Raw genomic sequence first — 24,257 nt, 5'->3', positions numbered from 1 at the left:
TATTTATCGATTAAGCGTTGGAATAGCGCTCGGTTTCCGGCATCCAGCGCTCAATCAGCGCCACCGCCTGTTGCGGGTAACGTTCGTGAATATGACGAGCAATGCGCTGAACTTCCGGGATAATCGCCTGATCGCGCAGTAAGTCAGCGACTTTAAACTCTGCCGTTCCCGTCTGGCGCGTACCCAGTAGCTCGCCTGGCCCCCGGATCTCCAAATCTTTTTGTGCAATCACAAATCCGTCGTTGCTGTCCCGCAGGACCTGCAGGCGTTTCTGCGCAGTTTTTGACAGCGGTGATTTGTAGAGCAGCACGCAGTGAGAGGCCACCGCGCCACGACCGACTCGACCGCGCAGCTGGTGCAACTGGGCCAGACCTAAGCGCTCCGGGTTTTCGATAATCATCAGGCTGGCGTTGGGGACGTCCACCCCTACTTCAATCACCGTGGTGGCGATTAGCAAATGCAGTTCACCTTGCTTAAAAGCGGCCATTACCGACTGTTTCTCGGCGGGTTTCATGCGTCCGTGAACCAGGCCAATATTGAGTTCCGGTAGGGCAAGTTTAAGCTCTTCCCATGTGGCTTCTGCCGCCTGAGCTTCTAACAGGTCAGATTCTTCAATCAGCGTGCAGACCCAGTATGCCTGACGCCCTTCATGGGTACAGGCGTTGCGCACGCGGTCAATGATATCGCGGCGACGGGTATCCGGAATGGCGACCGTGGTGACCGGCGTACGACCCGGCGGGAGTTCGTCAATTACCGAAGTGTCGAGATCGGCGTAAGCGGTCATTGCCAGCGTGCGCGGGATCGGCGTGGCGGTCATGATCAGCTGATGCGGGTGAAAACCTTGCTGCTGACCTTTTTCCCACAGCGCCAGGCGCTGATGCACGCCAAAACGGTGCTGTTCGTCGATGATAACCAGCGCCAGACCGTTGAATTGCACCTGTTCCTGGAAAATGGCATGCGTACCGACGATCATCTGTACTTGACCGCTGGCGATGGACTCCTGCTGTGCAAGACGCGCCTTACCTTTCTGTTTACCTGCCAGCCAGCCGACTTCAACACCCAGTGGTGCAAACCAGTTGCGGAAGTTGTTGGCGTGCTGTTCAGCCAACAGTTCGGTAGGGGCCATCAGCGCGACCTGCTTACCATGCGCGATAGCCCGAAGGGCGGCCAGCGCCGCAACCAACGTTTTGCCGGAGCCGACATCGCCCTGTACCAGGCGCATCATCGGTACATCCAGCGCCATATCGCGTTCGATCTCAGTGGTGACGCGGGCCTGCGCAGCGGTTGGTTTAAACGGTAACGCCGCCAGTAGCTTATCTTTCAGCGCGTTGTTGGCGCTCAAAGGCTGGGCGTGAAAACGCTGTGCCCCGGCACGTAATGCCAGCATGCTGAGGTTATGCGCCAGTAGTTCTTCCAGAATCAGGCGTCGCTGCGCAGGATGTTGTCCGGTTTCGAGATCGCTGAGCTGCAGCGACGGCGGTGGACGGTGCAGCGTGCGCAGCGCTTCCGGCAGGCTCATCATGCCCTGCAACAGCTCTGGCGGCAGCAGTTCGGCAATGGCGCAGGTATCGAGCAGATCCAGCGCCTGATCGGTGAGTTTGCGCAGCGTGGCTTGCTTCACGCCTTCGGTGGTTGGATACACCGGCGTAAGCGTTTCCTGCAATTCCGGCGTGCTGAGATCGCCCTGTACGCGGTATTCCGGGTGGATCATCTCTGCGCCGTATTTCCCGCGCTTAGCTTCCCCATAGGCCAGTACTCGTCGACCTGTCGCCAGACTGTTTTTCATCGCCGCGCTGAAGTTGAAAAAGCGCATCGTCAGGATGCCGGAACCATCGCTTATCTGGCAGGTCATCATCCGGCGGCCGCCAAAGGTGATAGCGCAGTTCAGTACTTCACCTTCCACGGTGGCATAGACGCCCGGCAGAAGCTCGCCAATAGGGTACAAATGCGTACGGTCTTCGTAACGCAGAGGAAGGTGTAACAGGAGATCCTGTACGGTGTGCAGGCCGATTTTAGCCAGTTTACTGCTTTGCGCTGCGCCAACGCCCGTCAGGGAATTGAGTGGAATAGCATCCAGTAAACGGCCTTTCATCGGATTTATCTCGCGGACTGCATAGTGGCCCACCACGCGGCGTCGGCTTCAATTTCGCCCTGCGTATTGACGTGGGGATAGGGGAGACCTTTACGCTTAGCCACGTTGGCCAGCACCGGATAACCCCCTTCGAACAGCAGGCGTTGCTGTACATCTTCTGGCAGCATGCTGTTTTCTCGCCGGTACATCCCGGCGTTTTGCCGTTGGCGTTGTGCTTCGTACAGAATCAGCGCGGAGGCGACCGACACGTTCAACGACTGCACCATGCCAGTCATGGGTATGATGATGTCCTGATCTGCAAGGTCTAACGCTTCCTGGGTGATACCGGTTTTTTCTTGTCCCATCAGGATACAGGTGGGGCGCGTGTAATCAATCTCGCGGAAGTCGACTGCCTTATCAGAGAGATGCGTTGCCAGAATCTGCATGCCCTGGCTTTTTAAATGAGTGACCGCATCACCAATGGTACGGTGAGTCTTCACCTGCACCCAGCTATTGCTACCCGCTGCAGCAGAGGCCATGGTACGCATGCGGCTGCCCGGCCAGACGGCATGGACTTCGTGTACGCCGACAGCATCTGCGGTACGAATGATCGCAGAAACGTTATGAGGTTTATGGACCTGCTCCATGCAGACGGTCAGATCGGGCTGACGCCGTGCGAGCATCTCACAGATTCGTGCATAACGCTGTTCATTCATATACACATCATCCTTCAAATTGCCTCGGCGTTAGCTGCTCTCACTCACCCCAGTCACGTACTTTAGTACGCTCATGGGGATTCATTCGCTTGCCGCCTTGATGCAATTCGAATGATTTCGTGTAGAAAATTAGTTTCTGTTACGGGTGACTTTAATCACGTCCGGCATGACGCGGATTTTGCGCATGATATTCGCCAGATGCACACGATCCCGGGCGGTCAGGCGAATAAAGGCGCTGTAGACGCGGCCGTCTTTTTCTTCAGTATTCAGACTCTGAATATTGGAGGTGGTTGTGTTGATTGCCGCCGTCAGGTTAGCCAGAGCACCCTGGTGGTTAAACATCTCCACCTTGATTTCGGTGATGAATTCCTGCTCCGTTTCTTTGTCCCATTCCACAGCCATAAATTTCTCTGGCTCTTTCTGGTAACCACGGATGTTACGGCAGGATTCATGGTGGATAACCAGACCTTTACCCGGGCTGACGTGGGCAATGATCGGATCGCCAGGAAGTGGACGACAGCATTTCGCGAAGGTGATCAGCACACCGTCGGCGCCTTTGATTGGCAGATGGCCGTGGCCGGATTGTGCGGGAACATTCGCCGACACGTCACCCTGCTGGAGGTTTTTCGCCACCACTACGCTCATGGCGTTACCCAGACCGATTTCTGCGAGCAGATCGTCAAGCGTGGCGAGCTTCATGCGCTCAAGCTCACGCTGGATGCTCTCCTGCGGGATCTCAGCCAGTTTACGGCTGCCACCTAAGGCATGGTTAAGCAGGCGACGCCCCAGGCTGACGGAATCATCGCGCTTGAGATTTTTCAACAGCTGGCGAATTTTGGCGCGGGCTTTCGAACTGACGACAAAGTTGAGCCATGCCGCATTCGGACGCGCGCCCGGTGCGGTAATGATCTCAACGGTCTGACCGCTGGAAAGTGACTGCGAAAGCGGGTAAGGCTGTCTGTCGACGCGCGCACCAACGCAGGCATGCCCAATGTCGGTATGCACGGCGTAAGCGAAGTCGACAGGTGTAGCACCGGCAGGCAGCTCAACAATGCGCCCTTCCGGTGTGAAAACATAAATCTCATCCGGGAAGAGATCAGATTTGACGCTTTCAATGAATTCAAATGAGCTACCAGCGCTCTGCTGCAGTTCCAGCAGGCTTTGCATCCAGCGCTGGGCGCGGATTTGTGCCGTGGTGCTCGTTTCACCGTGCTCTTTATAAGCCCAGTGCGCCGCTACCCCCATCTCCGCCATTTGGTCCATGTCATCAGTACGAATTTGTACTTCAACCGGAACTCCGTGCGGGCCGATCATCGAGGTGTGCAAAGACTGATATCCGTTCGCTTTCGGAATGGCGATATAGTCTTTAACACGGCCTGGACGGGGTTTATACAGGCTGTGCATCTGGCCGAGTACGCGATAGCAGGTATCGGCGTCATGAACGATAACGCGAAACGCGTAGATATCCATGATCGAGTGAAAACGCTGCTCTTTGAGCACCATTTTGCAGTAGATAGAGTACAGGTGTTTCTCACGACCGCTTACGCGACACGGAATGCCTGCCTCCTGCAAACGCCCTTCGATTTCCGAGAGGATTTTTTGAATCATCTCTTTGCGGTTGCCGCGAGCGGCTTTAACCACTTCTTTAATCACGCGATAGCGGTTTGGGTACAGCGCTTCAAAACCCAGCTCTTCCAGCTCGGTTTTAATGTGATGAATACCTAAACGGTGTGCCAGCGGACTGTAGATTTCGAGGGTTTCACGGGCGATGCGGCGACGCTTATCCGGGCGTAATGAGCCCAGCGTGCGCATATTGTGGGTACGGTCGGCAAGTTTGATGAGAATGACGCGGATATCCTGCACCATCGCCATAATCATCTTGCGAAAGTTTTCGGCCTGCGCCTCTTTCTTATCGCGAAACTTAAGCTTATCAAGCTTAGAGACCCCTTCAACCAGTTCTGCAACGCTTTTACCAAAAAGCTGTTCCATGTCCTGGTAGGTGGCAGGGGTATCTTCAATCACGTCATGCAGCAGCGCGGCCATCAGCGTTTCATAGTCGAGTTTCATCTCGGCCAGAATGCAGGCTACTGCTACCGGGTGCGTGATATAGGGTTCACCGCTTGAACGTGTCTGGCCCTCGTGAGCGTCACGTGCAACGAGATACGCCTGCCGAAGACGCTTAATCTGGTCTTCCGGCAGGTAGTTTTGAATCAGTTGATTCAGGCTTTCAAACAGATACAAGGGCGACCCGCTTTGTGATTAACGACGACCTTCAGCAATTGCGGTAACGGCTTGTAATTCAGCGGCTTCCTGCTCTTGCTGTTCCTGGCGCTCACGTACGTCGAGGATCTGGTTGTTGATCAGACCTTCTTCGATTTCGCGCAGCGCGATTACGGTAGTTTTATCGTTTTCTTCCGGTACAAGCGGATCCTTTCCGCCAGTCTGCATCTGACGAGCGCGACGCGCGGCGACCAGTACCAGGTCAAAACGGTTACCAATTTTCTCTACAGCGTCCTGAACAGTTACGCGTGCCATACTTAAAATGCTCCACAGGTGAAGAAATGACTGGGCATGATACTGAATGTGGGTTCAGTCTGCCAACAGTTTGCTGATTAAAGCGTCATGACGCTGCTTTTGGCGGCTCATGCGCAGACGTTCGGCGCGAATGATTGTTTTCAAATCGCCCAGGGCAGTATCGAAGTCATCATTCACAATCAGATAATCATATTCGGCGTAATGGCTCATTTCTGCAACAGCTTGCGCCATACGTTTTGCGATAACTTCTTCGCTATCCTGACCACGGCCACGCAGGCGGCGGTCTAGCTCAATCTTAGAAGGTGGCAAAATAAAAATACTGCGTGCATGCGGCATTTTTTCACGAATTTGCTGCGCACCTTGCCAGTCGATATCTAAAAAAACATCGACGCCCGATGCCAGTACTTGCTCAATTGCCTCACGCGAGGTGCCGTAGTAATTGCCGAATACCTCAGCGTGTTCCAGGAACGCATCTCTGCCAATCATGGTTCTGAATTCATCATGGTTCACAAAAAAATAGTGTTCGCCATGCACTTCCCCCGGACGCGGAGCGCGCGTGGTGTGCGAAACAGAAACCTGGGTGTCATACAACGGTTGGGTTTTTAATAAAGCCTGAATCAGGCTGGATTTACCCGCGCCACTGGGGGCAGAAACAATATAAAGCGTGCCTTGAGCCATGAGTATCTTATGTATGTGATTGTCGAAAGAGAGCCTACATACGGGCTTATTATACACGTAGCCGCTATGTGACGTAGCCCTTGTCACACTTTTTGCGCAGGATTATTGCGTTTTGCGTATCTTTTTCCTGTTTTATAGGGGATTTGCTGCAACAAGTAAAAATGTCCGGAAAGCCGCTCGTACGATGAATTTTTACCCCTCTGTTTCTCTGCTACTTCGCGCTATACCTGCCGGGCAACGTATTGTTCATGGAGGTGGCAATGGGGTTATGGAAAAGCATGGTGCTGATTTTACTGATATGGCACTTGCCGGTATGGGCGGCGTGTCCCGTCTGGTCACCAGCCCGGGCAAACGAGGAAATTTCACGACTACAACAGCAGATAACCCAGTGGGATACCAGCTACTGGCAACAAGGAATCAGCGTCGTTGACGATGGTGTTTATGACCAGCTCAATGCGCAGTTAACGCAATGGCAGCGCTGTTTTGGTGAGGATGCCCAGGTAGACCCGTCTACCCCACCGATTAACGGGACGATATCGCATCCTGTTCCCCACACCGGTGTCCGTAAACTTGCCGATAAGCAAGCTGTGCAGCAATGGTTGCGTAACCGCAGCGATATATGGGTGCAACCGAAGGTCGACGGAGTTGCGGTAACGCTGGTTTATCGGAATGGCAATCTGATCAGGGCGATTAGCCGCGGAAATGGACTAAAAGGTGAAGACTGGACGCAAAAAGTTCTCCTGATCCCTTCAGTACCGCATACCACCAAAGGTCTGCTGGCGAACAGCACGCTGCAAGGGGAGATATTTTTGCTGCAAGAGCAGCACATCCAACAACAGAGTGGTGGAATGAATGCCCGCTCGAAGGTGGCCGGAATGATGATGCGCCAGGGTGACTCTGAGTTGCTGCGTTCCCTGGCCATTTTCATCTGGGCCTGGCCAGATGGTCCGGCGGTCATGCCGGAAAGACTCAGGCTGCTTGCTGATGCAGGATTCGGCTTTACTCAACGCTATACCCTGTCCGTGAAAGATGCCGATGAGGTCGAGCGCGCCCGTGCACGCTGGTGGAGCACTGAATTACCTTTCGTGACGGATGGCGTGGTGGTGCGCATGGGAAAAGAACCGCAAGCGCGAAACTGGTTACCCGGACAAGGAGACTGGCTGGTGGCCTGGAAGTATTCTCCGGTATCCCGGGTGTCAGAGGTCACGGATATTCAGTTCTCTGTCGGTAAAAGTGGGAAAATTGCCGTGGTCGCTATACTGGCACCCGTCATGCTGGATGATAAACGGGTGCAGCGCGTCAATGTCGGCTCTGTACGGCGTTGGGACGAATGGGATATTGCCCCAGGCGATCATCTTCTGATAAGTCTGGCCGGGCAGGGTATTCCCCGCATCGATGAGGTTGTCTGGCGTAGCACCCAGCGTACTAAACCCACGCCACCAAAAGGGCACTTCAATTCATTGAGCTGTTTTTATGGCACGCCGGAGTGCCAGGAACAGTTTATTGCCCGACTGGCCTGGCTGAGTGCAAAAGAAGTACTTGATATTGAGGGGATCGGCGAAGCGGGATGGCGGGAACTTCATCAGGTGTATCGTTTTGAGCATATTTTTTCCTGGCTGGCGTTAACCCAGGAGCAATTACAGTCTGCACTTGGGATAAGCAGAGGAGGGAAGTTGTGGTATCAGTTCAACCTGTCACGCCAGCGTCCTTTTACTCGCTGGATAAGCGCCATGGGGGTACCGTTAACGCAGGCGACGCTAAATGCCAGTCGTGATAGTTCGTGGCAGCAATTACAGGCACGCGACGAAAGCAGTTGGCGCCAGCTTCCATCAATGGGGGAACGTCGTACCAGGCAGATGATTCAGTGGCGGGATAATCGGGAAGTCAACGCGCTGAGCAACTGGTTAGCCGCTCAGCGTATTACCGGTTTTATGCCTTAATGGCCTTCATGGCGATAATAAAATACCGGCAGTCCTAACTTCAGGCGCAGTGCCAGTAATCGCGCGGTAAAACCGAAAAGCAGGGTGGAGATAACCACTACATCGTGGTTGGAAACATAATGTTGTAGCACGATGTACAACACCGCAGCGGCAAATGACACTCCGGCATACAGTTCTTTCTGGAACACGAGCGGAATACGTTTGCAGAACATGTCGCGTAACACGCCACCAAAGACACCGGTAGTGACGGCAGCAACAACGGCAATGATCGGCCCGTGTCCCATATCCAGTGCAACCTGCGCGCCGATAATTGAGAAGACCACCAGTCCCAGCGCGTCCAGTACGAGGAATATTTTGCGCAGATAGGGCATGACGGGAGCAATAATCGTGGTAAGCACCGCGGCGGTCGCCACGATTATGACGTACTCGGGGTGTTTGACCCAACCGAGAGGGTAATGGCCAAGAAGAATGTCACGTACGGACCCGCCGCCAATGGCTGTCGCGGTGGCAATAATAATGACGCCAAATGTGTCCATGCGACGACGACCCGCCGCCAGTGCGCCCGTCATGGCTTCAGCAGTGATGCCAATTAAGTATAAAACGTGTAACAGCATGTATTTCCCCTGATTTTCTGGGGGCTAAGCTTAGCGATTTGTGCGCGTTGTCACGATTGAGATTTTCTAAGGTGAAGCGATTTTAATAATTATGGCTAATGCGAATTGAGTAAAAATACCAGACGGTATGCACTTTAAATTATAAATAGTGATAATAAATGATGAGAAAATATAATCTGAAGTGACGGTGAAAGAGACTGACAGCTGAAAAATACACGTAGCGCCGCCGCTTATCGACGGGCTACGTGGGGAAATGGCTTACTCGATGTTCTGGATCTGCTCGCGCATTTGTTCGATCAATACCTTCAGCTCAATGGCTGAGTTAGTGACTTCGGCATTGATGGATTTGGAAGCCAGAGTGTTCGACTCACGATTGAATTCTTGCATCATAAAGTCCAGACGACGGCCAACCGCCTCTTTTTTCTTCAGGATGTTGTAGGTTTCTTTAACGTGGGCTTCCAGACGATCTAGCTCTTCCGCCACATCGATGCGCTGTGCCATCAGCACCAGCTCTTGTTCAAGGCGGTTATTTTCCAGCTGAACCTGGGCGTCTTCCAGTTTAGCAACCAGACGTTCACGCTGCCACAGCAGGATTTCCGGCATATGCGCGCGGACTTTCGCCACTTCGGTGCTGACGCCTTCCAGACGTTGTTCGATTAACGCTTTCAGCGCCTGGCCTTCGGTTTCACGAGCGACGATAAAATCATCCAACGCACCGTCAAGCGCGGCAAGGATCTCAGCGGTAATGGCATCCAGGTCTTGTTCCTGTGCTGCCATTACGCCTGGCCAACGCAGGATATCAACCGGATTAATTTCACCTTCATCGCTCTGCATTTTGACCCAGTTTGCGGCGGTGACGAGTTGTTTAGCGAGCTTTTCATTCAGCAGCAGCTCACCTTGTGCGCTGGCATCAGGCTCAAAACGCAGCGTACATTCGATTTTACCGCGTGTCAGACGCGTGCGGATGCGTTCACGTACAACAGGTTCAAGACTACGGAACTGTTCCGGCAGACGAAAATAGGTTTCCAGATAACGCTGGTTTACCGAGCGCATTTCCCAGGTAGCGCTACCCCATTCACCCTTGATTTCACGCCGGGCGTAGGCGGTCATGCTGCGGATCATAGACGTTCCTGTTTTTAAAAATAAGATGGAAGGATTATAGCCATCCCTGTCTTGTCAGGATAGGAATAACAGTCGGAACTCCGTATAATGCGCAGCCACATTCGTTTCAAGCCGGAGATTTTATCATGCGTCCAGCAGGTCGTAGTGCCAACCAGGTGCGTCCCGTCACCCTGACCCGTAATTATACAAAACACGCTGAAGGCTCTGTGCTGGTCGAATTTGGTGATACCAAAGTGCTGTGCACCGCTTCTATAGATGAAGGCGTACCGCGCTTTCTGAAAGGCCAGGGCCAGGGCTGGATCACCGCAGAATATGGCATGTTGCCACGCGCCACCCATACCCGTAACGCGCGTGAAGCGGCAAAAGGTAAGCAGGGCGGTCGTACCATGGAAATTCAGCGTCTGATCGCCCGTGCACTGCGTGCAGCTGTTGATCTGAAGACGCTCGGTGAATTCACTATTACCCTGGATTGCGACGTCATTCAGGCGGACGGCGGTACCCGTACTGCATCGATTACCGGTGCTTGCGTTGCACTGGCAGATGCGCTGAATAAACTTGTCGCCAGCGGAAAACTGAAAACCAACCCAATGAAAGGAATGGTCGCTGCGGTGTCTGTGGGTATTGTGAATGGCGAAGCGCTCTGCGATCTGGAGTACGTTGAAGACTCTGCGGCAGAAACTGACATGAACGTGGTGATGACCGAAGACGGTCGCATTATTGAAGTGCAGGGCACGGCGGAAGGTGAGCCGTTCACTCATGAAGAACTTCTCACCCTACTGGCGCTGGCCCGAGGGGGAATCGAATCCATTGTAGCGACGCAGAAAGCGGCGTTAGAAAATTGATTTTAAAGGCGACCGATGAGTCGCCTTTTTTTTTGTCTGTAATAAAGTGAGATGAGGAGCGAATCCATGAAACCGTATCAGCGCCAGTTTATTGAGTTTGCGCTTAGCAAGCAGGTACTAAAGTTTGGCGAATTTACGCTGAAATCCGGGCGCAAGAGCCCCTATTTCTTCAACGCCGGGCTGTTTAATACCGGGCGCGACCTGGCACTGTTAGGCCGTTTTTATGCCGAAGCGCTGGTGGATTCCGGCATTGATTTCGATTTGCTGTTTGGCCCGGCGTACAAAGGTATTCCCATTGCTACGACGACCGCCGTTGCGCTGGCGGAACACCACGATTTAGATTTGCCGTACTGCTTTAACCGTAAAGAGGCGAAGACCCACGGTGAAGGTGGCAATCTTGTCGGTAGCGCATTACAGGGGCGTGTAATGCTGGTGGATGACGTGATAACCGCCGGTACGGCAATTCGTGAGTCTATGGAGATAATCCAGGCGAATGGCGCGACGTTGGCTGGAGTACTGATTTCTCTCGATCGTCAGGAACGGGGCCGTGGTGAGATTTCCGCTATCCAGGAAGTGGAACGTGATTATGGCTGCAAGGTTATTTCAATCATTACTCTGAAAGACCTGATTGCGTATCTGGAAGAGAAGCCAGAGATGGCAGAGCATCTGGCCGCTGTGCGGGCGTATCGCGAAGAGTTTGGAGTGTAAATCAATTGCCCGATAGGCGCAGCGCCATCGGGCAACAGTGTTACTGCAATTGAGCAGCCACTAACGGCCAGCGGATGTCAAAATCGTCCGTTGGGCGGTATTTAAATTCGCTACGGACAAAACGAGACAGCATGCCTTCGCAGAAAGCCAGTAACTGGCTGGCCAGCAGCGTTTCATCCATGACGTAACCTTCGCCTTCACGCATTCTTTTTTCTCGTAGAACCTGGCGCAACTGGGCCTCGATGCGCTCAAACAGCTGGTTAATGCGTCCCTGCAGACGATCTTGCTCAAACATCAGGGCGTGACCGGTCAGAATGCGCGTCAGACCAGGATTACGTTCACCAAACCCTAAAATCAGCAATACGATCAGACGCAGACGCGCGCTGGTGTCTTTTTCATCTTTCAGAATCAGATTGATACGGGTAATCAGACTGTCTTCGATAAACTCAATCAGGCTATCGAACATGCGGGTCTTGCTGGGAAAATGGCGATACAATGCCGCTTCGGATACGCCAACAGAGGCTGCCAGTTTTGCTGTCGTAATGCGCTGGCTTCCATCACTGGATTCCAGCATCAGCGCCAGCGACTGAAGTATTTCTTCGCGACGATTCCTTTTCGCAGTTTGTTTTTCTACCATGTTACAAAATACCCCTGAAAATAAGCACTTGCCAGGCAGGCATCCACACAGCGACCGCAAACGGCTGTTTGCGGTATGTTATTGCGTTATTACGCTGTGGGATGGTTCTCTACGGGTTACTTGCGCCCGGAATGGCCGAAGCCGCCTTCGCCACGATCGGTGGCTTCAAACTCTTCCACCAGATTAAATTCGGCCTGCACGACGGGTACAAAGACCATCTGTGCAATACGCTCGCCCGGTTCGATAGTGAAGCTGTCCTGGCCACGGTTCCAGACAGATACCATCAACTGACCCTGATAGTCGGAATCAATCAAACCTACCAGGTTGCCGAGCACAATACCGTGCTTATGGCCCAACCCGGAGCGCGGTAGCATCACTGCTGCCAGCGAGGGATCGGCGATATGAATGGCTAACCCGGTTGGCACCAATGTGGTTGCGCCAGGGGCCAGTTCTACGGCGTCATCAAGACAGGCGCGCAGGTCAAGTCCGGCAGAGCCAGAAGTGGCGTACGTCGGGAGTGGAAATTGTTGCCCTACGCGCGGGTCCAGAATCTTAACGTCGATTTTTTTCATCATAACGGGTCACGATCTCGTCGAGTAATAATTGGCCCAGGAGTTCTTTGCGCTCAAGCGGTAAGACTTTATCTCCATCCTGCCAGAAAAGGTGTAATGCGTTGCTGTCGCTGTTAAATCCTTGAGTAGACAGCGAAACATCGTTCGCACAGATCACATCAAGGTTTTTGCGGATGCGTTTTTGCCGGGCATATTCTTCCACATTATTTGTTTCGGCGGCAAACCCAACGACAAAAGGACGGTTAGCATCCAGTGCGGCAACACCGGCGATGATGTCCGGGTTTTTGACCATTTTTACTGTTAATTCATCACCCTGCGTCGCCTGCTTTTTGATTTTTTCACGGGCTACGGTTTCAGCGCGATAATCAGCAACGGCGGCGCAGCCGATAAAGATATGCTGATGCTGCACTGCTGATTGCACGGCAGCTTCCATTTCCAGCGCCGTCATCACATCAACACGCTGGACAAAAGGCGGTGTGGGTAACGAAACCGGACCTGATACCAGCGTGACGTTAGCGCCACGCTTTGCTGCGGCAGCGGCGATGGCGAAACCCATCTTCCCGGAGCTGTGGTTGGAAATGTAGCGCACGGGATCAAGTGGTTCGCGTGTAGGACCCGCTGTAATAATGATGTTCAGATGTTGCAAATCGTTGACAGGCGAGAAATGCTCCGCCGCCAGATCCACAATTGTTAACGGATCCAGCATACGCCCAGGACCAACATCGCCACAGGCCTGGCTGCCGCTGTCTGGTCCCCAGATGAGCAAGCCACGTGACGAGAGAACGCTCAGATTGTGCTGCGTCGCGGCGGCGCGGTACATCTGCTGGTTCATTGCTGGCAGTACGGCAACAGGCGCTGGCGTTGCCAGGCAGATCGTTGAAACCAGATCGTTGGCCATGCCTGCGGCAATACGCGCAATCAGATCTGCCGTGGCGGGTGCAAGGATAACTAAATCGGCCCATTTCCCCAGTTCAATATGACCCATCGCGGCTTCTGCGGCGGGGTCAAGCAGGCTGTCGGAAACGGGATAGCCCGAAACTGCCTGTAAGCTCAGGGGCGTAATAAAGGCTTTTGCCGCTTCGGTCATTGCCACGCGAACGTCTGCGCCACGTTCCCGTAAACGGCGTACCAGCTCGGGAGTTTTGTATGCAGCGATGCCGCCACTGACGCCAAGTACGATTTTTTTACCGGCCAGGCTCATCATGATCTTTCCTGTTGGGTTTCACCAGAAGGCGGATATTTTATCACAATCCGCAATGAGTCGTGCTTTTGCCGGCGCTTCACTTTGCGAGGCATCACGAAGAAGTGAAAACAGTGCGTCGCTTCGTGGTTGGCGTTATGCAACCATCTGAGCACTAAAGGAGGGGAAGCATGGAAGAGATGGAATATTTGATGCCCAGGGAAAAGATGATGGCTTTAGGGGTTGAATCGCTTACAGATGTTGAGCTATTGGCACTTTTCTTACGTACCGGATCGCGGGGTACAGGTGTTTTGACGCTGGCAAAAGAGATACTGCAACATTTTGGTTCTCTTTATGGCTTGTTGTCGGCTGATTACATGGATTTTAGCCAGGTTCAAGGCATGGGGGTGGCGAAGTATTCCCAGCTAAAAGGCATTGCTGAACTGGCAAAACGTTACTATAACGTGCGTGTGATGGAGGAGCGTTCGCTACTGAGCCCGGAAATGGTGCGTGAGTTTCTGCAAAGTCAGCTCTCGCAAGAAGAACGGGAGATCTTTCTGGTGATCTTTCTTGATGCCCAGCATCGCGTGATTAAACACAGTACGCTTTTTTCTGGCACCTTGAGTCATGTTGAGGTACATCCGCGAGAAATTGTCCGCGAGGCGATAAAAATGAATGCGTCAGCGCTGATCCTTGCGCATAATCACCCTTCGGGGTGTGCAGAGCCGAGCAAAGCAGATAAACTCATCACCGAGCGTGTGGTGAAATGCTGTCAGTTCATGGATGTTCGGGTGCTTGATCATCTCGTCATTGGGCGCGGAGAGTACGTTTCTTTTGCAGAACGTGGTTGGATTTAACGCACTTTACGCGATCCATCGGGATCTTTGTCTGTTCGGGACTTGAGCACATCGCTGACTCAGCGTATACTACGCCACCTTTGAGAATCTCGGGTTTGGCATTTGGGCCTGGCAATCGAGAGTTCACTTAGAACTATGCGATGACCGGGCTGTAAAGCCTGACGAGGCGCCGATACCCCATACGAAGCTCGAGCTAATTTGATTTTTGGAGAATAGACATGTCCCGAGTCTGCCAAGTTACTGGCAAGCGTCCGGTGACCGGTAACAACCGTTCCCACGCACTGAACGCGACTAAACGCCGTTTCCTGCCTAATCTGCACTCTCACCGTTTTTGGGTTGAGAGCGAGAAGCGTTTTGTCACCCTGCGTGTATCTGCTAAAGGTATGCGTGTAATTGATAAGAAAGGCATCGAAACAGTTCTGTCTGAACTGCGTGCCCGTGGCGAAAAGTACTAAGTACTAAGAGGAAATAAATCATGGCTAAAGGTATTCGTGAGAAAATCAAGCTGGTTTCTTCTGCTGGTACTGGTCACTTCTACACCACCACGAAGAACAAGCGTACTAAGCCGGAAAAACTGGAACTGAAAAAATTCGATCCAGTTGTCCGTCAGCACGTTTTATACAAAGAAGCGAAAATCAAATAATTTCCGCTTTGATGTAAAGAAAAACCCTGCCTCGGCGGGGTTTTTTGTTTTCTGGCCGTCCCCATATTATTGAGATCTGATACACCGCCGGAGATGCTATGCCTGAATTACCTGAAGTCGAAACCAGTCGCCGTGGTATTGAGCCGCATCTTGTTGGAGCGACGATCCTGCACGCCATTGTGCGTAATGGTCGTCTGCGCTGGCCGGTATCAGAAGAAATCTATCGTCTTAGTGATAAGCCTGTGCTTAGCGTACAGCGCCGCGCGAAATATCTGCTGTTAGAGCTGGCAGATGGCTGGATTATCATTCACCTGGGCATGTCGGGCAGTTTGCGTATCCTTCCTGAAGAACGTCCGGCGGAAAAGCATGACCATGTGGATTTGGTGATGAGCAATGGCAAAGTTCTGCGCTACACCGATCCGCGGCGTTTTGGCGCCTGGCTATGGACCAAAGAACTGGCAGGACACAACGTTCTCGCGCATCTTGGCCCGGAGCCGTTGAGCGACGATTTCAACGCCCGTTATCTCCAGCAGAAATGCGCGAAGAAGAAAACGGCGATTAAACCCTGGCTGATGGACAACAAACTGGTGGTGGGCGTGGGTAACATCTATGCCAGCGAGTCGCTGTTTGCGGCTGGCATCCACCCTGACCGTCTGGCATCGTCGTTGTCAGCATCTGAGTGTGAATTGTTAGTGCGCGTCATCAAGGCCGTTTTACTGCGCTCAATTGAGCAGGGCGGGACAACGCTGAAGGATTTTCTGCAAAGTGACGGCAAGCCGGGCTATTTTGCACAAGAGTTACAGGTCTATGGGCGAGAAGGCGAGCCTTGCCGCGCATGCGGCGCGCCAATCGTTGCGACTAAGCACGCCCAGCGCACGACGTTCTATTGTCGCCGCTGTCAGAAATAGGGCAGATAACGCGTTTACTTTAGTTTGTCCATTAACGCCTGATGAACGTTTGCCGGTAAGAAGTGGGTCACATCTCCCTGGTGGCGGGCGACTTCTTTAACCAGCGATGATGAGATAAATGACCACTCTTTGGACGGCATCAAAAAGACGCTTTCCAGCTGCGGCATCAGGTGGCGATTCATATGCGCCAGCTGCATTTCATACTCAAAATCCGCCACTGCACGTAGGCCACGAATCAGAACGTTTGCCTGCTTATCGCGGGCAAAATTTGCCATTAAATCGCTAAATCCCAGGACTTCCACATTGCCGAGATGTGCCGTTGACTGCTGCGCCAGCGCAACGCGTTCTTCAAGCGTGAACAGCGGTTTTTTGCTGGGACTTGCAGCAATAGCCAGGATAACGTGATCGAACATTTGCGTGGCGCGTGTCACGATATCAATGTGACCGTTAGTGATGGGATCGAAGGTTCCTGGATAAATCGCCCGTTTTTGCATGACAACCCTCAATGCGTTTTGTGTGGCAGGTAAGGTTCCAGCAGCTGCAGCAGACGCTGTAGCGCGCCCTGGTTTTGATACAGTACTTCGACCGCATGACGACCATAGAAATTACGATAATCTGAATCGGTCAGCAACGACGAGATCTCTTTCACCAACGTGGTGGCGTCGGTAACGGTGATCAGCCCACTTGCCTGCTCCAGCCGGGCGCAAATATCTTTAAAATTAAAAGTATGCGGCCCCATCAGCACAGGAATGGCATGCGCCGCAGCTTCTAATGGGTTATGACCCCCACGTTCAACCAGTGAACCCCCGACGAAAGCCAGGTCAGCAATTCCATATAGCAGCATCAGCTCACCCATCGTATCGCCGATAACCACCTGGGTACCTGCAGACGGGACTTCTCCCGAAGACCGTGTGGTATAGCTTAGCCCAGCCTGATGTACGAGGTTAATGGCATCCGGAAAACGTTCAGGATGTCTGGGAACCAGAATCAGTAACAGATTCGGGAACTGATTTAATAATGCCTGATGCGCGGCGATGATAATGCTTTCTTCGCCGTCGTGTGTACTGGTGGCAATCCATACCGGGCGATGTGGCGCCCACTGACGACGTAGCGTGATCGCTTTAGCGGCCAGCTGCGGGGTAACGGAAATATCAAATTTCAGACTGCCGGTGACGGTTACCTGATTGCTTTTTGCGCCAAGCGTAATAAAGCGTGCGCCATCTTCTTCATTTTGTGCAGCAATAAGCGTAATGCGACGTAGCAATCTGCCAACAAATTTACCCAGTTTCGCGTAGCCAGCGGCCGAGCGGGCTGAAAGACGGGCGTTGGCGATAACCAGGGGGATATGGCGTTTGTGTAGCGCAGCAATGAGATTTGGCCATAGCTCGGTTTCCATGATTAACACCAGCTTGGGGTCAACTTTATTCAGGAAACGGTTGAGCGCATCAGGTAAATCGTAAGGTAAATAGACGTGCTGAACGTCAGCGCCAAACGCAGACTGGACGCGCTCTGAGCCCGTTGGCGTCATGGTGGTAACTGTGATTGGTAAGTCAGGGTAACGATGCCGCAGGGCACGGACCAAAGGGATCGCCGCCAGCGTTTCGCCCACGGAAACAGAATGAAGCATGATGCCGCCTGGTTTCAGCGGACGGCGGTAAAAACCGTAGCGTTCACCCCAGCGTTTACGGTAGGCCGGAGCCTTACGCCCGCGCACCCAAAGCCGTATCCAGATCAAGGGCTGAATAAGGTAGAAAAGGGCGGTGTAAAGCAATTCGAGCATAATAGTAGCTGACTTAGGGATGTGCTGGGGATTCTATGTATTTAACTGTGGCTTTACCATCATTTTTATCCAGGTCGTATCAAAACGCTTGTGTTGGCAAGGCATTGCTTTAGTGAGTGGTCTTTTCAAAAAACTACTTACGTTTAATTTTAAGACTTAACCTCTCGTGCGATACGACTGTTTCGTTGAAAATGGATTGACATTATCTTATTGTTTTTTATGTTTAATTTAATTTTTTGTTCAAAAAATATTCAGTTCGGATTGAGTGATAATCAATGATATACTACTGCGCAATTTCTGGTAGCTGGCAGCCATCAACGCTTCGAAGCATGTGGAGTAATCTTTGAGTAGCGCGATCAAGGATTACAGCACCCTTATGTATCAGCCTGGTATGCCTGGCGACGCGATGCGGATATTAATGCATGATCATTGCTTTTTGTTTGTACAAGTATTTTCCTTATGGTGGATTGCAGCGTGATTTTCTGCGGGTTGCGCAGACGGTTGCTGCACGTGGGCATCATGTTCAGGTCTTCACCCAGCAATGGCAGGGTGAGCGCCCTGAAGACCTTGAAATTATACTCGTTCCCGTTACATCCAGAACCAACCATGGGAAAAATGAGCAATATCATCAATGGGTCCAACGGTATTTGAGCCAACATCCTGTTGATCGCGTAGTTGGCTTTAATAAAATGCCTGGACTGGATGTGTATTATGCCGCTGACGTCTGTTATGCCGAAAAAGTTGCCCGTGAAAAAGGTTTTTTTTACAAGCTGACGCGACGGTATCGGCATTATGCCTCTTTTGAAAAGGCGGTATTTCAGCAAGGTTCGCACACCACCTTACTGATGTTAACCAATAAACAAATTGGCGATTTTAAACATCATTATCATACAGAAGAGCCACGTTTTCGCATTTTACCACCGGGTATTTACCCTGACCGAAAGTACAGTCAGCAGCCTGAAAACAGCAGGCAGATTGTCAGGGAAAAAAATGATATTGGCCTGGATCAATTCTTTCTTCTGCAAGTGGGCTCAGATTTCAAACGTAAAGGTGTGCCGAGAACGTTGCAGGCGCTGGCATCTTTACCTGAACCCCTACGCCAGCGTACGCGGTTGATGGTGGTTGGTCAGGATAAAGCCGATCGTTATCGTGCTCAGGCTCGCCAACTCGGTATTGAGAAACACGTACAGTTCTTCTCTGGTCGAGACGATATTGCTGAGTTGATGTCTGCTGCCGATTTATTGCTACACCCTGCCGTCCAGGAAGCTGCTGGCATTGTATTGCTAGAGGCTGTGGTGGCAGGATTGCCGGTGTTAACCACTGAGGTATGCGGGTATGCTGACTATATTAATGCAGCCCAATGCGGCGTGGTTATTCCTGAACCGTTTGAGCAGAATAATTTGAACACAGCACTTTTGGATGCGTTGCAAAGCAATGAACAGAGAAGCCGCTGGGCCGGCAATGCGCAGCATTTTGCTGATACAGAAGATCTCTACAGCCTGGCTGACAGGGCTGCAGATATCATTTTAGGTTTTGAGAATGATTGAATTAAAAGAGCCATTTGCCACGCAGTGGCAGGGAAAAGACCCGTTCACAGAAGTCACTAAATTAGATGGTGAGGTCTTTCGCGCGTTGGAAACGCGACGTACTCTGCGTTTTGAAATGATGGGTAAAGGATATTTTCTTAAGTATCATCATGGAACCACGCTAAAAGAAGTCGTGAAAAACCTGATTTCTTTACGCATGCCCGTACTTGGTGCTGACCGGGAATGGTTAGCGATTCACCGTTTGAAAGCGCTGAATGTCGATACCATGACCGGCGTGGCATTTGGCCAGAAAGGGCTTAATCCATTAGAGCGCACATCATTTATCATCACGGAAGATCTTTCCCCGGCAATCAGCCTCGAAGATTTTTGCGCAAATTGGGATGTGGAACGTCCTGATTTTGTATTAAAACGGACCATTATTACCCGTCTGGCAGAAATGGTGGGTAAAATGCATCGCGGTGGAGTGAATCATCGGGATTGCTATATCTGTCATTTCCTACTCCAACAACCGATGCCAGCGGATATTGCGGATATCAAACTCTCGGTGATCGATCTGCATCGTGCGCAAATACGTCAACATGTACCGCGCCGTTGGCGAGATAAAGATTTGATTGGGCTCTATTTTTCATCACTTGAAATCGGGCTGACATCGAGAGATATCTATCGGTTCTTACGTGTTTATTTCGCAATGCCACTACGCGAAATCATCCGTCAGGAAGTTAAGTTGTTTGAACAAGCTGTCACGAAAGCGCAAAAAATAAAGCACAGAACAATAAGAAAAGCGCTATAGAATATATATGAATTTTGAGGCCATTTTATTATGAACATTGATTTCCAGAAAGTAATTATTCAAAAGCACGTGATTGGCAGCTCTACGCATGAAAATAAAAGAAAATTAAATATTGCGTATGGCGTCGATCGTAATTTTTTATTTGGTTCTGGTATCTCGATGACCTCGGTATTGGTGAATAATCCTGATATTGATGTTCATTTCTATATAGCAACAGACTATATAGATGATGACTATCTGGAAAGCGTAAAACGATTGACCCAAATGTACAGCACAACAGTGACTATTCTTGTGTTTGAGAATACGGCATTTCGCGAACTGCCGAGTACCAAAGCATGGACTTATGCAATGTACTACCGTTATTTTGCATTTGAGTATTTAAGCGCAGAATTAAGCTCCGTACTGTATCTTGATGCCGATGTTATTTGTAAAGGTTCTCTACGAGAGTTTACCGAGGTTAATTTCTGTGGAGAATATGCCGCTGTCATCAATGATATCGATGAAGTTCGTATCAAATCCGGTAACAGGCTCGGTATTCCTGAACTGAGTAATGGATACTTTAACTCTGGTGTGGTGTTTGCGAACCTCGAAGTTTGGCGCGAGCAACAGCTGCTGACCAAGGCTTTTTCAATATTAGAAGAGCGCCAAAAGGAACTCCTTTATTTCGATCAAGATGTTTTAAATATATTATTCGTGGGGAATGTCATTTTCCTGAGAAGAGATTTTAACTGTATATACGGTGTGGATCAGGAGCTGAAAAATAAGAATGATAAAATTTATCAGGATTATATTACCGATGATACAGTATTAATACACTATGTCGGCGTAACAAAACCATGGCATACATGGGCGAAGTACCCAGTTGCTAAATTTTTTATTGATGCGTATAAAAAGTCAGCATGGGCGGAAAAAGATTTACTGAATGCAAACACTGCGAAACTATATAAACGTAAATCACGACATGAAAAAGTGCAACGGAAGTATATTCGTTCAGTTTTGAGTCATGTTATGTATATAAAAAATAAGTTACACAGTTCTAAATTACACTGAGATTAAAAATAGCAGTTTTTTATAATGAAATTAAATAGGTGTAGCGAATGAAATTTGATTGTCATCAGTCTATAAAAAAGATACTTGATTTTAATCAAGCACCAACTGAACAAAAACCACAACTCAATATTGCCTGGGGGGTGGATAAGAACTTTATGTTTGGTGCTGCGATTTCGATGACATCTGTACTGTTGCATAATAAAGAATTAAATATACATTTTCACCTTTTTACTGATTATGTCGATGATGACTATCAACAAAAGGTCGCCAGATTAGCAGAGCAGTTCTCTACTAATATCTCAATTTATGTGATGGACTCCGATGGCCTAAAAGTATTGCCAAGTGGCCATGCCTGGTCACATGCAATGTATTTTAGATTTATTGCTTTTGAATATCTTGGTGAAAAAATAGACTCACTTTTATACATTGATGCAGATGTGATGTGTAAAGGGTCACTCTTTGAGTTGACTCAAATAAATCTTAGTGAGCATGTTGCTGCAGTAGTAACAGACGTTGATGATAGTCCTGCCAGAAATATTAAGGAAAATAGTGAGTATTTCAATTCTGGTGTTATTTATGCAAATCTGAAAAAATGGAAAGAAAAGAATTTTATCAACGCAGCTTTTGACATTTTATTGGATAAGAACAATAAGCTATCTTTCCCTGATCAGGATGTTCTAAATATTCTTTTCTTGAAGAAGGTTATATTTTTACCGAGAAAATTTAACGCTATTTATGGTATTAAACAAGAGCTAAAGAGCAAGGATATTTCGCAATATAAAGATTTTATCACGCACGACACTATTCTTATACATTATGTTGGCGTAACAAAGCCATGGAATTCCTGGGCTAACTATCCTTCTGCCCAGTACTTTGTTGAGGCGTGGAAAGCTTCTCCTTGGGCGGATGTTCCGTTGTTACCTGCCAGGACGCCGAAGCAGTATAAAAAGAAATCTCGGCATGAAAGATTGCAAGGAAAGTATTGTGCCTCAGTGATTAGCTATATTGGTTATTTACTGGAAAAGTTAAAAAGTAAGTAAAAAAACTCCCGTTAGGGAGTTTTTTATTAACGCAGTTTTGTTTTCAGGTATTTCACATACCATCTGATAGAAGCGCAATAATTCCCCTTTTTGGCTTCCTGGCGCGAGTACACCCGATAATCAGTAGGCCTCATACGTGGAGCATAAGAACGCATTTCTGTGTTTCGCCATGGCGTGAAATGATGGTAGAAAAGATAAAGTTGCTGCGAAAGCCCGATATGTTCTTTATACCAGGGCTTCCTTCCTCCGGTGAAATGGATAATGCGCGGCAGGATATCTTTTTGGTAGAAGAAGGTCTCTTTTTGCTGATCGTTAAACCAGTTAAACAAAAAATTCCATCGGTTATCGATAAATATAACGTTGCCATCCATTGCAATATTCAGGGCATCTTGATCAAAATAAGGTAAGGATTTACCTTGTTCAAATAATACTGTGTTTGCTTTATTTTCAATATCGTACTTGATCCAATTTTCAATATTTATATACAAGAAACCGGCATTGAAATAATGATTAGTACTGAGACCTAAACGTCTTGCATTTTTAGTATCATGAATATCGAGTGAATCATGGCTGACTGCACAAATGACGTCGGCGATATCAATGCGGTTAATATCATTGAGCTTATCAAAACACAGGGTGTCAGCATCTAAATAGATAAAATGCTCTACTTTATCTTTAAGTAAACGTGGTACGGCCAGACGCATATAGGTTGAACGGTTCAGGTGTTTGATTGCAAAGTCATTGTTATACTTTTCAATCTCTTCCTTATCGATATTGAAAACCTGAATTTTATCGCTGGTTGAACGCAGTTTATTGATTTCTTCGTCAGTGACGTCATAAACAAAAACGAAAAAAGACAGGGGCTGCACCGGGTTGTTCATTATGACGGACATAATGGATACAGCTACATATTCCAGATAATTGGCATCTGTACAGTAAGCAATATTAATAACGTTATTCTGGCTGTCCATTTATGCTTTCTCATTACCTTTGTCAGTGTCACTATCATGAAGCACCGTATCGATAGCGTCAATTACGGCTTGTTCTGGTATCCATGTCAGGTATTTTTTAGATCTGTCGAGTTCGTTCCTGGAAGGCATTGAATGGTAATCACCAGCCCAGATCAACACGGCTTTATCTGACCATGGCTTCCATTGTTGGTAATTGGTGGCACCAAACAGACAGACCTGTGGTGTTCCTAATGCCGCGGCCATATGCATAGGTGCAGAATCGACGCCAACATACAACACTGCGTGGTCAATTAACGCAGCTAGCTGCAGAAAGGTGGTTTTACCTGCCAGAGTCAGGTCAGGAGAAGCCTGACACAGTTCAGCGATGCGTTTCACCTGCCGTAGCTCACCTGATGCGGGTCCACAGGTAAGATAAACATGCAGACCCCGTTGATGCAGGTGGTCTATGACATGTGCGAATTTATCATCATCCCAGCATTTAAACGCTTGTCTCGCAGTCGGTTGAATAACAACATATTTTTGCGAAGGTAGTGCGGGCAATTGGGAAATTAAATGCTGATAGTCTTCATGACGATAACAAAGCGACATTTCTTTCTTTAGTTCTGTATCGTCAAAATCGATGCCTTTTAAAATGGATAGGTTTTGCTCAACAATATGTGTACCCGTAAACGGTGTAACCCGTGAGAAAAGGTTGTTCCACAGTTTTTTATCACGTTCAAATGCAATGGAAGGACGATGTAAGGAAGCTACAAGTGCACCAATTGGCCATTGCTCTGTTAAATTAACGATAAGGTCATAGTGATTTTTTTTCAGTTGTTGGCGTACTGACATGTAATTTTTTGCAGTTGCCAGCAGACCCTTCTTTTTCTCAATGAGATAAAAATTATTGATGCCTTTATTGGCTGCTAAGATTGCTTTAGTATCTTTATAAAGAAGCAGATCAATTTTAGCATTTGGATAGCGGGCCTGAATGCTGGCAATGACCGGGGTGATTAACAATACGTCGCCATAAAATTTTAGCTTGCAAATAAGAACTCTGTTGATTTTATCAAACAT

General features: G+C 49.6%; 25 protein-coding genes. 11 read left to right on the top strand and 14 right to left on the bottom strand.

The window, feature by feature from the left end:
* Positions 1–10: 10 nt before the first annotated feature.
* The 5 genes from recG to gmk all read right to left on the bottom strand — a co-directional run bounded on the left by recG (position 11) and on the right by gmk (position 6,000).
* Positions 11–2,092: an ATP-dependent DNA helicase RecG gene (recG, locus tag JQ822_RS16270; protein ID WP_213134332.1), complete on the bottom strand. Its 2,082-nt coding sequence runs from the start codon at positions 2,090–2,092 to the stop codon at positions 11–13.
* A 5-nt stretch (positions 2,093–2,097) separates the two neighbouring features.
* A complete protein-coding gene (gene trmH / locus JQ822_RS16265) occupies positions 2,098–2,787 on the bottom strand; it encodes a tRNA (guanosine(18)-2'-O)-methyltransferase TrmH (RefSeq protein WP_213134331.1) in 690 nt (229 codons plus the stop codon).
* A 129-nt stretch (positions 2,788–2,916) separates the two neighbouring features.
* Complete coding sequence (spoT, locus tag JQ822_RS16260) at positions 2,917–5,028, bottom strand: bifunctional GTP diphosphokinase/guanosine-3',5'-bis pyrophosphate 3'-pyrophosphohydrolase (RefSeq protein WP_213134330.1); 2,112 nt, start codon at positions 5,026–5,028, stop codon at positions 2,917–2,919.
* Between the two features lie 18 nt (positions 5,029–5,046).
* On the bottom strand, positions 5,047–5,322 hold the full coding sequence (gene rpoZ, locus JQ822_RS16255) for a DNA-directed RNA polymerase subunit omega (protein ID WP_002442542.1): 276 nt from the start codon (positions 5,320–5,322) through the stop codon (positions 5,047–5,049).
* Between the two features lie 54 nt (positions 5,323–5,376).
* On the bottom strand, positions 5,377–6,000 hold the full coding sequence (gmk, locus tag JQ822_RS16250) for a guanylate kinase (RefSeq protein ID WP_005122601.1): 624 nt from the start codon (positions 5,998–6,000) through the stop codon (positions 5,377–5,379).
* A 260-nt stretch (positions 6,001–6,260) separates the two neighbouring features.
* Between gmk and ligB the strand changes: the two genes are divergently transcribed.
* Positions 6,261–7,940: an NAD-dependent DNA ligase LigB gene (gene ligB, locus JQ822_RS16245; RefSeq protein WP_213134329.1), complete on the top strand. Its 1,680-nt coding sequence runs from the start codon at positions 6,261–6,263 to the stop codon at positions 7,938–7,940.
* Here the strand turns inward: ligB and JQ822_RS16240 are convergent.
* Entirely contained in the window at positions 7,937–8,554 is a 618-nt protein-coding gene (locus tag JQ822_RS16240) for a trimeric intracellular cation channel family protein (protein WP_213134328.1), read from the bottom strand. The two genes, ligB and JQ822_RS16240, sit on opposite strands and share 4 nt — an antisense overlap.
* Positions 8,555–8,812: 258 nt before the next feature.
* Complete coding sequence (locus JQ822_RS16235) at positions 8,813–9,676, bottom strand: YicC/YloC family endoribonuclease (protein ID WP_213134327.1); 864 nt, start codon at positions 9,674–9,676, stop codon at positions 8,813–8,815.
* Positions 9,677–9,801: 125 nt separating this feature from the next.
* Between JQ822_RS16235 and rph the strand changes: the two genes are divergently transcribed.
* Positions 9,802–10,518, top strand: a complete 717-nt coding sequence (rph, locus tag JQ822_RS16230) for a ribonuclease PH (protein ID WP_135323855.1) — start codon at positions 9,802–9,804, stop codon at positions 10,516–10,518.
* Between the two features lie 66 nt (positions 10,519–10,584).
* Entirely contained in the window at positions 10,585–11,226 is a 642-nt protein-coding gene (pyrE, locus tag JQ822_RS16225) for an orotate phosphoribosyltransferase (protein WP_213134326.1), read from the top strand.
* A 40-nt stretch (positions 11,227–11,266) separates the two neighbouring features.
* Here the strand turns inward: pyrE and slmA are convergent, their stop codons facing one another.
* The 3 genes from slmA to coaBC all read right to left on the bottom strand — a co-directional run bounded on the left by slmA (position 11,267) and on the right by coaBC (position 13,636).
* Positions 11,267–11,863 (bottom strand): nucleoid occlusion factor SlmA, encoded by a 597-nt coding sequence (slmA, locus tag JQ822_RS16220; protein WP_213134325.1) that lies wholly within the window; start codon positions 11,861–11,863, stop codon positions 11,267–11,269.
* A 116-nt stretch (positions 11,864–11,979) separates the two neighbouring features.
* On the bottom strand, positions 11,980–12,438 hold the full coding sequence (dut, locus tag JQ822_RS16215; RefSeq protein ID WP_003827259.1) for a dUTP diphosphatase: 459 nt from the start codon (positions 12,436–12,438) through the stop codon (positions 11,980–11,982).
* The gene (gene coaBC / locus JQ822_RS16210) at positions 12,416–13,636 is read right to left on the bottom strand and encodes a bifunctional phosphopantothenoylcysteine decarboxylase/phosphopantothenate--cysteine ligase CoaBC (RefSeq protein ID WP_213134422.1); all 1,221 of its coding nucleotides are present in this window, start codon (positions 13,634–13,636) and stop codon (positions 12,416–12,418) included. Before coaBC ends, dut begins: the two co-directional genes overlap by 23 nt.
* A gap of 170 nt (positions 13,637–13,806) precedes the next feature.
* Between coaBC and radC the strand changes: the two genes are divergently transcribed.
* The 4 genes from radC (at position 13,807) to mutM (ending at position 16,023) form a co-directional block, all read left to right on the top strand.
* Positions 13,807–14,472, top strand: coding sequence for a RadC family protein (gene radC / locus JQ822_RS16205; RefSeq protein WP_213134324.1), 666 nt, complete (start codon positions 13,807–13,809; stop codon positions 14,470–14,472).
* A 218-nt stretch (positions 14,473–14,690) separates the two neighbouring features.
* Entirely contained in the window at positions 14,691–14,927 is a 237-nt protein-coding gene (gene rpmB, locus JQ822_RS16200; RefSeq protein ID WP_003024071.1) for a 50S ribosomal protein L28, read from the top strand.
* 20 nt (positions 14,928–14,947) lie between these two features.
* The gene (rpmG, locus tag JQ822_RS16195; protein ID WP_003024094.1) at positions 14,948–15,115 is read left to right on the top strand and encodes a 50S ribosomal protein L33; all 168 of its coding nucleotides are present in this window, start codon (positions 14,948–14,950) and stop codon (positions 15,113–15,115) included.
* Positions 15,116–15,213: 98 nt separating this feature from the next.
* A complete protein-coding gene (gene mutM / locus JQ822_RS16190; protein ID WP_213134323.1) occupies positions 15,214–16,023 on the top strand; it encodes a bifunctional DNA-formamidopyrimidine glycosylase/DNA-(apurinic or apyrimidinic site) lyase in 810 nt (269 codons plus the stop codon).
* A gap of 14 nt (positions 16,024–16,037) precedes the next feature.
* Here mutM and coaD read toward each other — a convergent pair whose 3' ends face one another.
* Together coaD and waaA are read right to left on the bottom strand one after the other, a co-directional pair.
* Complete coding sequence (coaD, locus tag JQ822_RS16185) at positions 16,038–16,517, bottom strand: pantetheine-phosphate adenylyltransferase (protein ID WP_213134322.1); 480 nt, start codon at positions 16,515–16,517, stop codon at positions 16,038–16,040.
* 8 nt (positions 16,518–16,525) lie between these two features.
* A complete protein-coding gene (waaA, locus tag JQ822_RS16180; RefSeq protein WP_213134321.1) occupies positions 16,526–17,803 on the bottom strand; it encodes a lipid IV(A) 3-deoxy-D-manno-octulosonic acid transferase in 1,278 nt (425 codons plus the stop codon).
* Positions 17,804–18,225: 422 nt separating this feature from the next.
* Between waaA and JQ822_RS16175 the strand changes: the two genes are divergently transcribed.
* Genes JQ822_RS16175 through JQ822_RS16160 form a run of 4 tightly spaced genes read left to right on the top strand, consistent with a single transcriptional unit; the run spans position 18,226 to position 22,230 of the window.
* Positions 18,226–19,350, top strand: a complete 1,125-nt coding sequence (locus tag JQ822_RS16175; RefSeq protein WP_213134320.1) for a glycosyltransferase family 4 protein — start codon at positions 18,226–18,228, stop codon at positions 19,348–19,350.
* Positions 19,343–20,140, top strand: coding sequence for a lipopolysaccharide core heptose(I) kinase RfaP (gene rfaP, locus JQ822_RS16170; protein ID WP_213134319.1), 798 nt, complete (start codon positions 19,343–19,345; stop codon positions 20,138–20,140). Before JQ822_RS16175 ends, rfaP begins: the two co-directional genes overlap by 8 nt.
* A 30-nt stretch (positions 20,141–20,170) precedes the next feature.
* Positions 20,171–21,190: a glycosyltransferase family 8 protein gene (locus JQ822_RS16165; RefSeq protein ID WP_213134318.1), complete on the top strand. Its 1,020-nt coding sequence runs from the start codon at positions 20,171–20,173 to the stop codon at positions 21,188–21,190.
* 47 nt (positions 21,191–21,237) lie between these two features.
* Positions 21,238–22,230 carry a glycosyltransferase family 8 protein gene (locus JQ822_RS16160; protein ID WP_213134317.1) on the top strand — a complete coding sequence of 331 codons (993 nt, stop codon included), beginning with the start codon at positions 21,238–21,240 and terminating at the stop codon, positions 22,228–22,230.
* A gap of 26 nt (positions 22,231–22,256) precedes the next feature.
* Here the strand turns inward: JQ822_RS16160 and JQ822_RS16155 are convergent, their stop codons facing one another.
* A complete protein-coding gene (locus JQ822_RS16155; protein ID WP_213134316.1) occupies positions 22,257–23,201 on the bottom strand; it encodes a glycosyltransferase family 8 protein in 945 nt (314 codons plus the stop codon).
* Positions 23,202–24,257 carry a lipopolysaccharide core heptosyltransferase RfaQ gene (gene rfaQ, locus JQ822_RS16150; protein ID WP_213134315.1) on the bottom strand — a complete coding sequence of 352 codons (1,056 nt, stop codon included), beginning with the start codon at positions 24,255–24,257 and terminating at the stop codon, positions 23,202–23,204.

It is taken from the genome of Citrobacter sp. FP75 (assembly GCF_018342065.1).
Taxonomy (GTDB): domain Bacteria; phylum Pseudomonadota; class Gammaproteobacteria; order Enterobacterales; family Enterobacteriaceae; genus Citrobacter.
This window is presented reverse-complemented; position numbering and strand designations above follow the sequence as displayed.

What these genes read in the sequence shown, in the direction of transcription:
- recG (WP_213134332.1), bottom strand. Translation starts at nt 2,092, where the DNA reads ATGAAAGGCCGTTTACTGGATGCTATTCCACTCAATTCCCTGACGGGC.
- trmH (WP_213134331.1), bottom strand. Translation starts at nt 2,787, where the DNA reads ATGAATGAACAGCGTTATGCACGAATCTGTGAGATGCTCGCACGGCGT.
- rpoZ (WP_002442542.1), bottom strand. Translation starts at nt 5,322, where the DNA reads ATGGCACGCGTAACTGTTCAGGACGCTGTAGAGAAAATTGGTAACCGT.
- gmk (WP_005122601.1), bottom strand. Translation starts at nt 6,000, where the DNA reads ATGGCTCAAGGCACGCTTTATATTGTTTCTGCCCCCAGTGGCGCGGGT.
- ligB (WP_213134329.1), top strand. Translation starts at nt 6,261, where the DNA reads ATGGGGTTATGGAAAAGCATGGTGCTGATTTTACTGATATGGCACTTG.
- JQ822_RS16240 (WP_213134328.1), bottom strand. Translation starts at nt 8,554, where the DNA reads ATGCTGTTACACGTTTTATACTTAATTGGCATCACTGCTGAAGCCATG.
- JQ822_RS16235 (WP_213134327.1), bottom strand. Translation starts at nt 9,676, where the DNA reads ATGATCCGCAGCATGACCGCCTACGCCCGGCGTGAAATCAAGGGTGAA.
- rph (WP_135323855.1), top strand. Translation starts at nt 9,802, where the DNA reads ATGCGTCCAGCAGGTCGTAGTGCCAACCAGGTGCGTCCCGTCACCCTG.
- pyrE (WP_213134326.1), top strand. Translation starts at nt 10,585, where the DNA reads ATGAAACCGTATCAGCGCCAGTTTATTGAGTTTGCGCTTAGCAAGCAG.
- slmA (WP_213134325.1), bottom strand. Translation starts at nt 11,863, where the DNA reads ATGGTAGAAAAACAAACTGCGAAAAGGAATCGTCGCGAAGAAATACTT.
- dut (WP_003827259.1), bottom strand. Translation starts at nt 12,438, where the DNA reads ATGATGAAAAAAATCGACGTTAAGATTCTGGACCCGCGCGTAGGGCAA.
- coaBC (WP_213134422.1), bottom strand. Translation starts at nt 13,636, where the DNA reads ATGAGCCTGGCCGGTAAAAAAATCGTACTTGGCGTCAGTGGCGGCATC.
- radC (WP_213134324.1), top strand. Translation starts at nt 13,807, where the DNA reads ATGGAAGAGATGGAATATTTGATGCCCAGGGAAAAGATGATGGCTTTA.
- rpmB (WP_003024071.1), top strand. Translation starts at nt 14,691, where the DNA reads ATGTCCCGAGTCTGCCAAGTTACTGGCAAGCGTCCGGTGACCGGTAAC.
- rpmG (WP_003024094.1), top strand. Translation starts at nt 14,948, where the DNA reads ATGGCTAAAGGTATTCGTGAGAAAATCAAGCTGGTTTCTTCTGCTGGT.
- mutM (WP_213134323.1), top strand. Translation starts at nt 15,214, where the DNA reads ATGCCTGAATTACCTGAAGTCGAAACCAGTCGCCGTGGTATTGAGCCG.
- coaD (WP_213134322.1), bottom strand. Translation starts at nt 16,517, where the DNA reads ATGCAAAAACGGGCGATTTATCCAGGAACCTTCGATCCCATCACTAAC.
- waaA (WP_213134321.1), bottom strand. Translation starts at nt 17,803, where the DNA reads ATGCTCGAATTGCTTTACACCGCCCTTTTCTACCTTATTCAGCCCTTG.
- JQ822_RS16175 (WP_213134320.1), top strand. Translation starts at nt 18,226, where the DNA reads ATGATCATTGCTTTTTGTTTGTACAAGTATTTTCCTTATGGTGGATTG.
- rfaP (WP_213134319.1), top strand. Translation starts at nt 19,343, where the DNA reads ATGATTGAATTAAAAGAGCCATTTGCCACGCAGTGGCAGGGAAAAGAC.
- JQ822_RS16165 (WP_213134318.1), top strand. Translation starts at nt 20,171, where the DNA reads ATGAACATTGATTTCCAGAAAGTAATTATTCAAAAGCACGTGATTGGC.
- JQ822_RS16160 (WP_213134317.1), top strand. Translation starts at nt 21,238, where the DNA reads ATGAAATTTGATTGTCATCAGTCTATAAAAAAGATACTTGATTTTAAT.
- JQ822_RS16155 (WP_213134316.1), bottom strand. Translation starts at nt 23,201, where the DNA reads ATGGACAGCCAGAATAACGTTATTAATATTGCTTACTGTACAGATGCC.
- rfaQ (WP_213134315.1), bottom strand. Translation starts at nt 24,257, where the DNA reads ATGTTTGATAAAATCAACAGAGTTCTTATTTGCAAGCTAAAATTTTAT.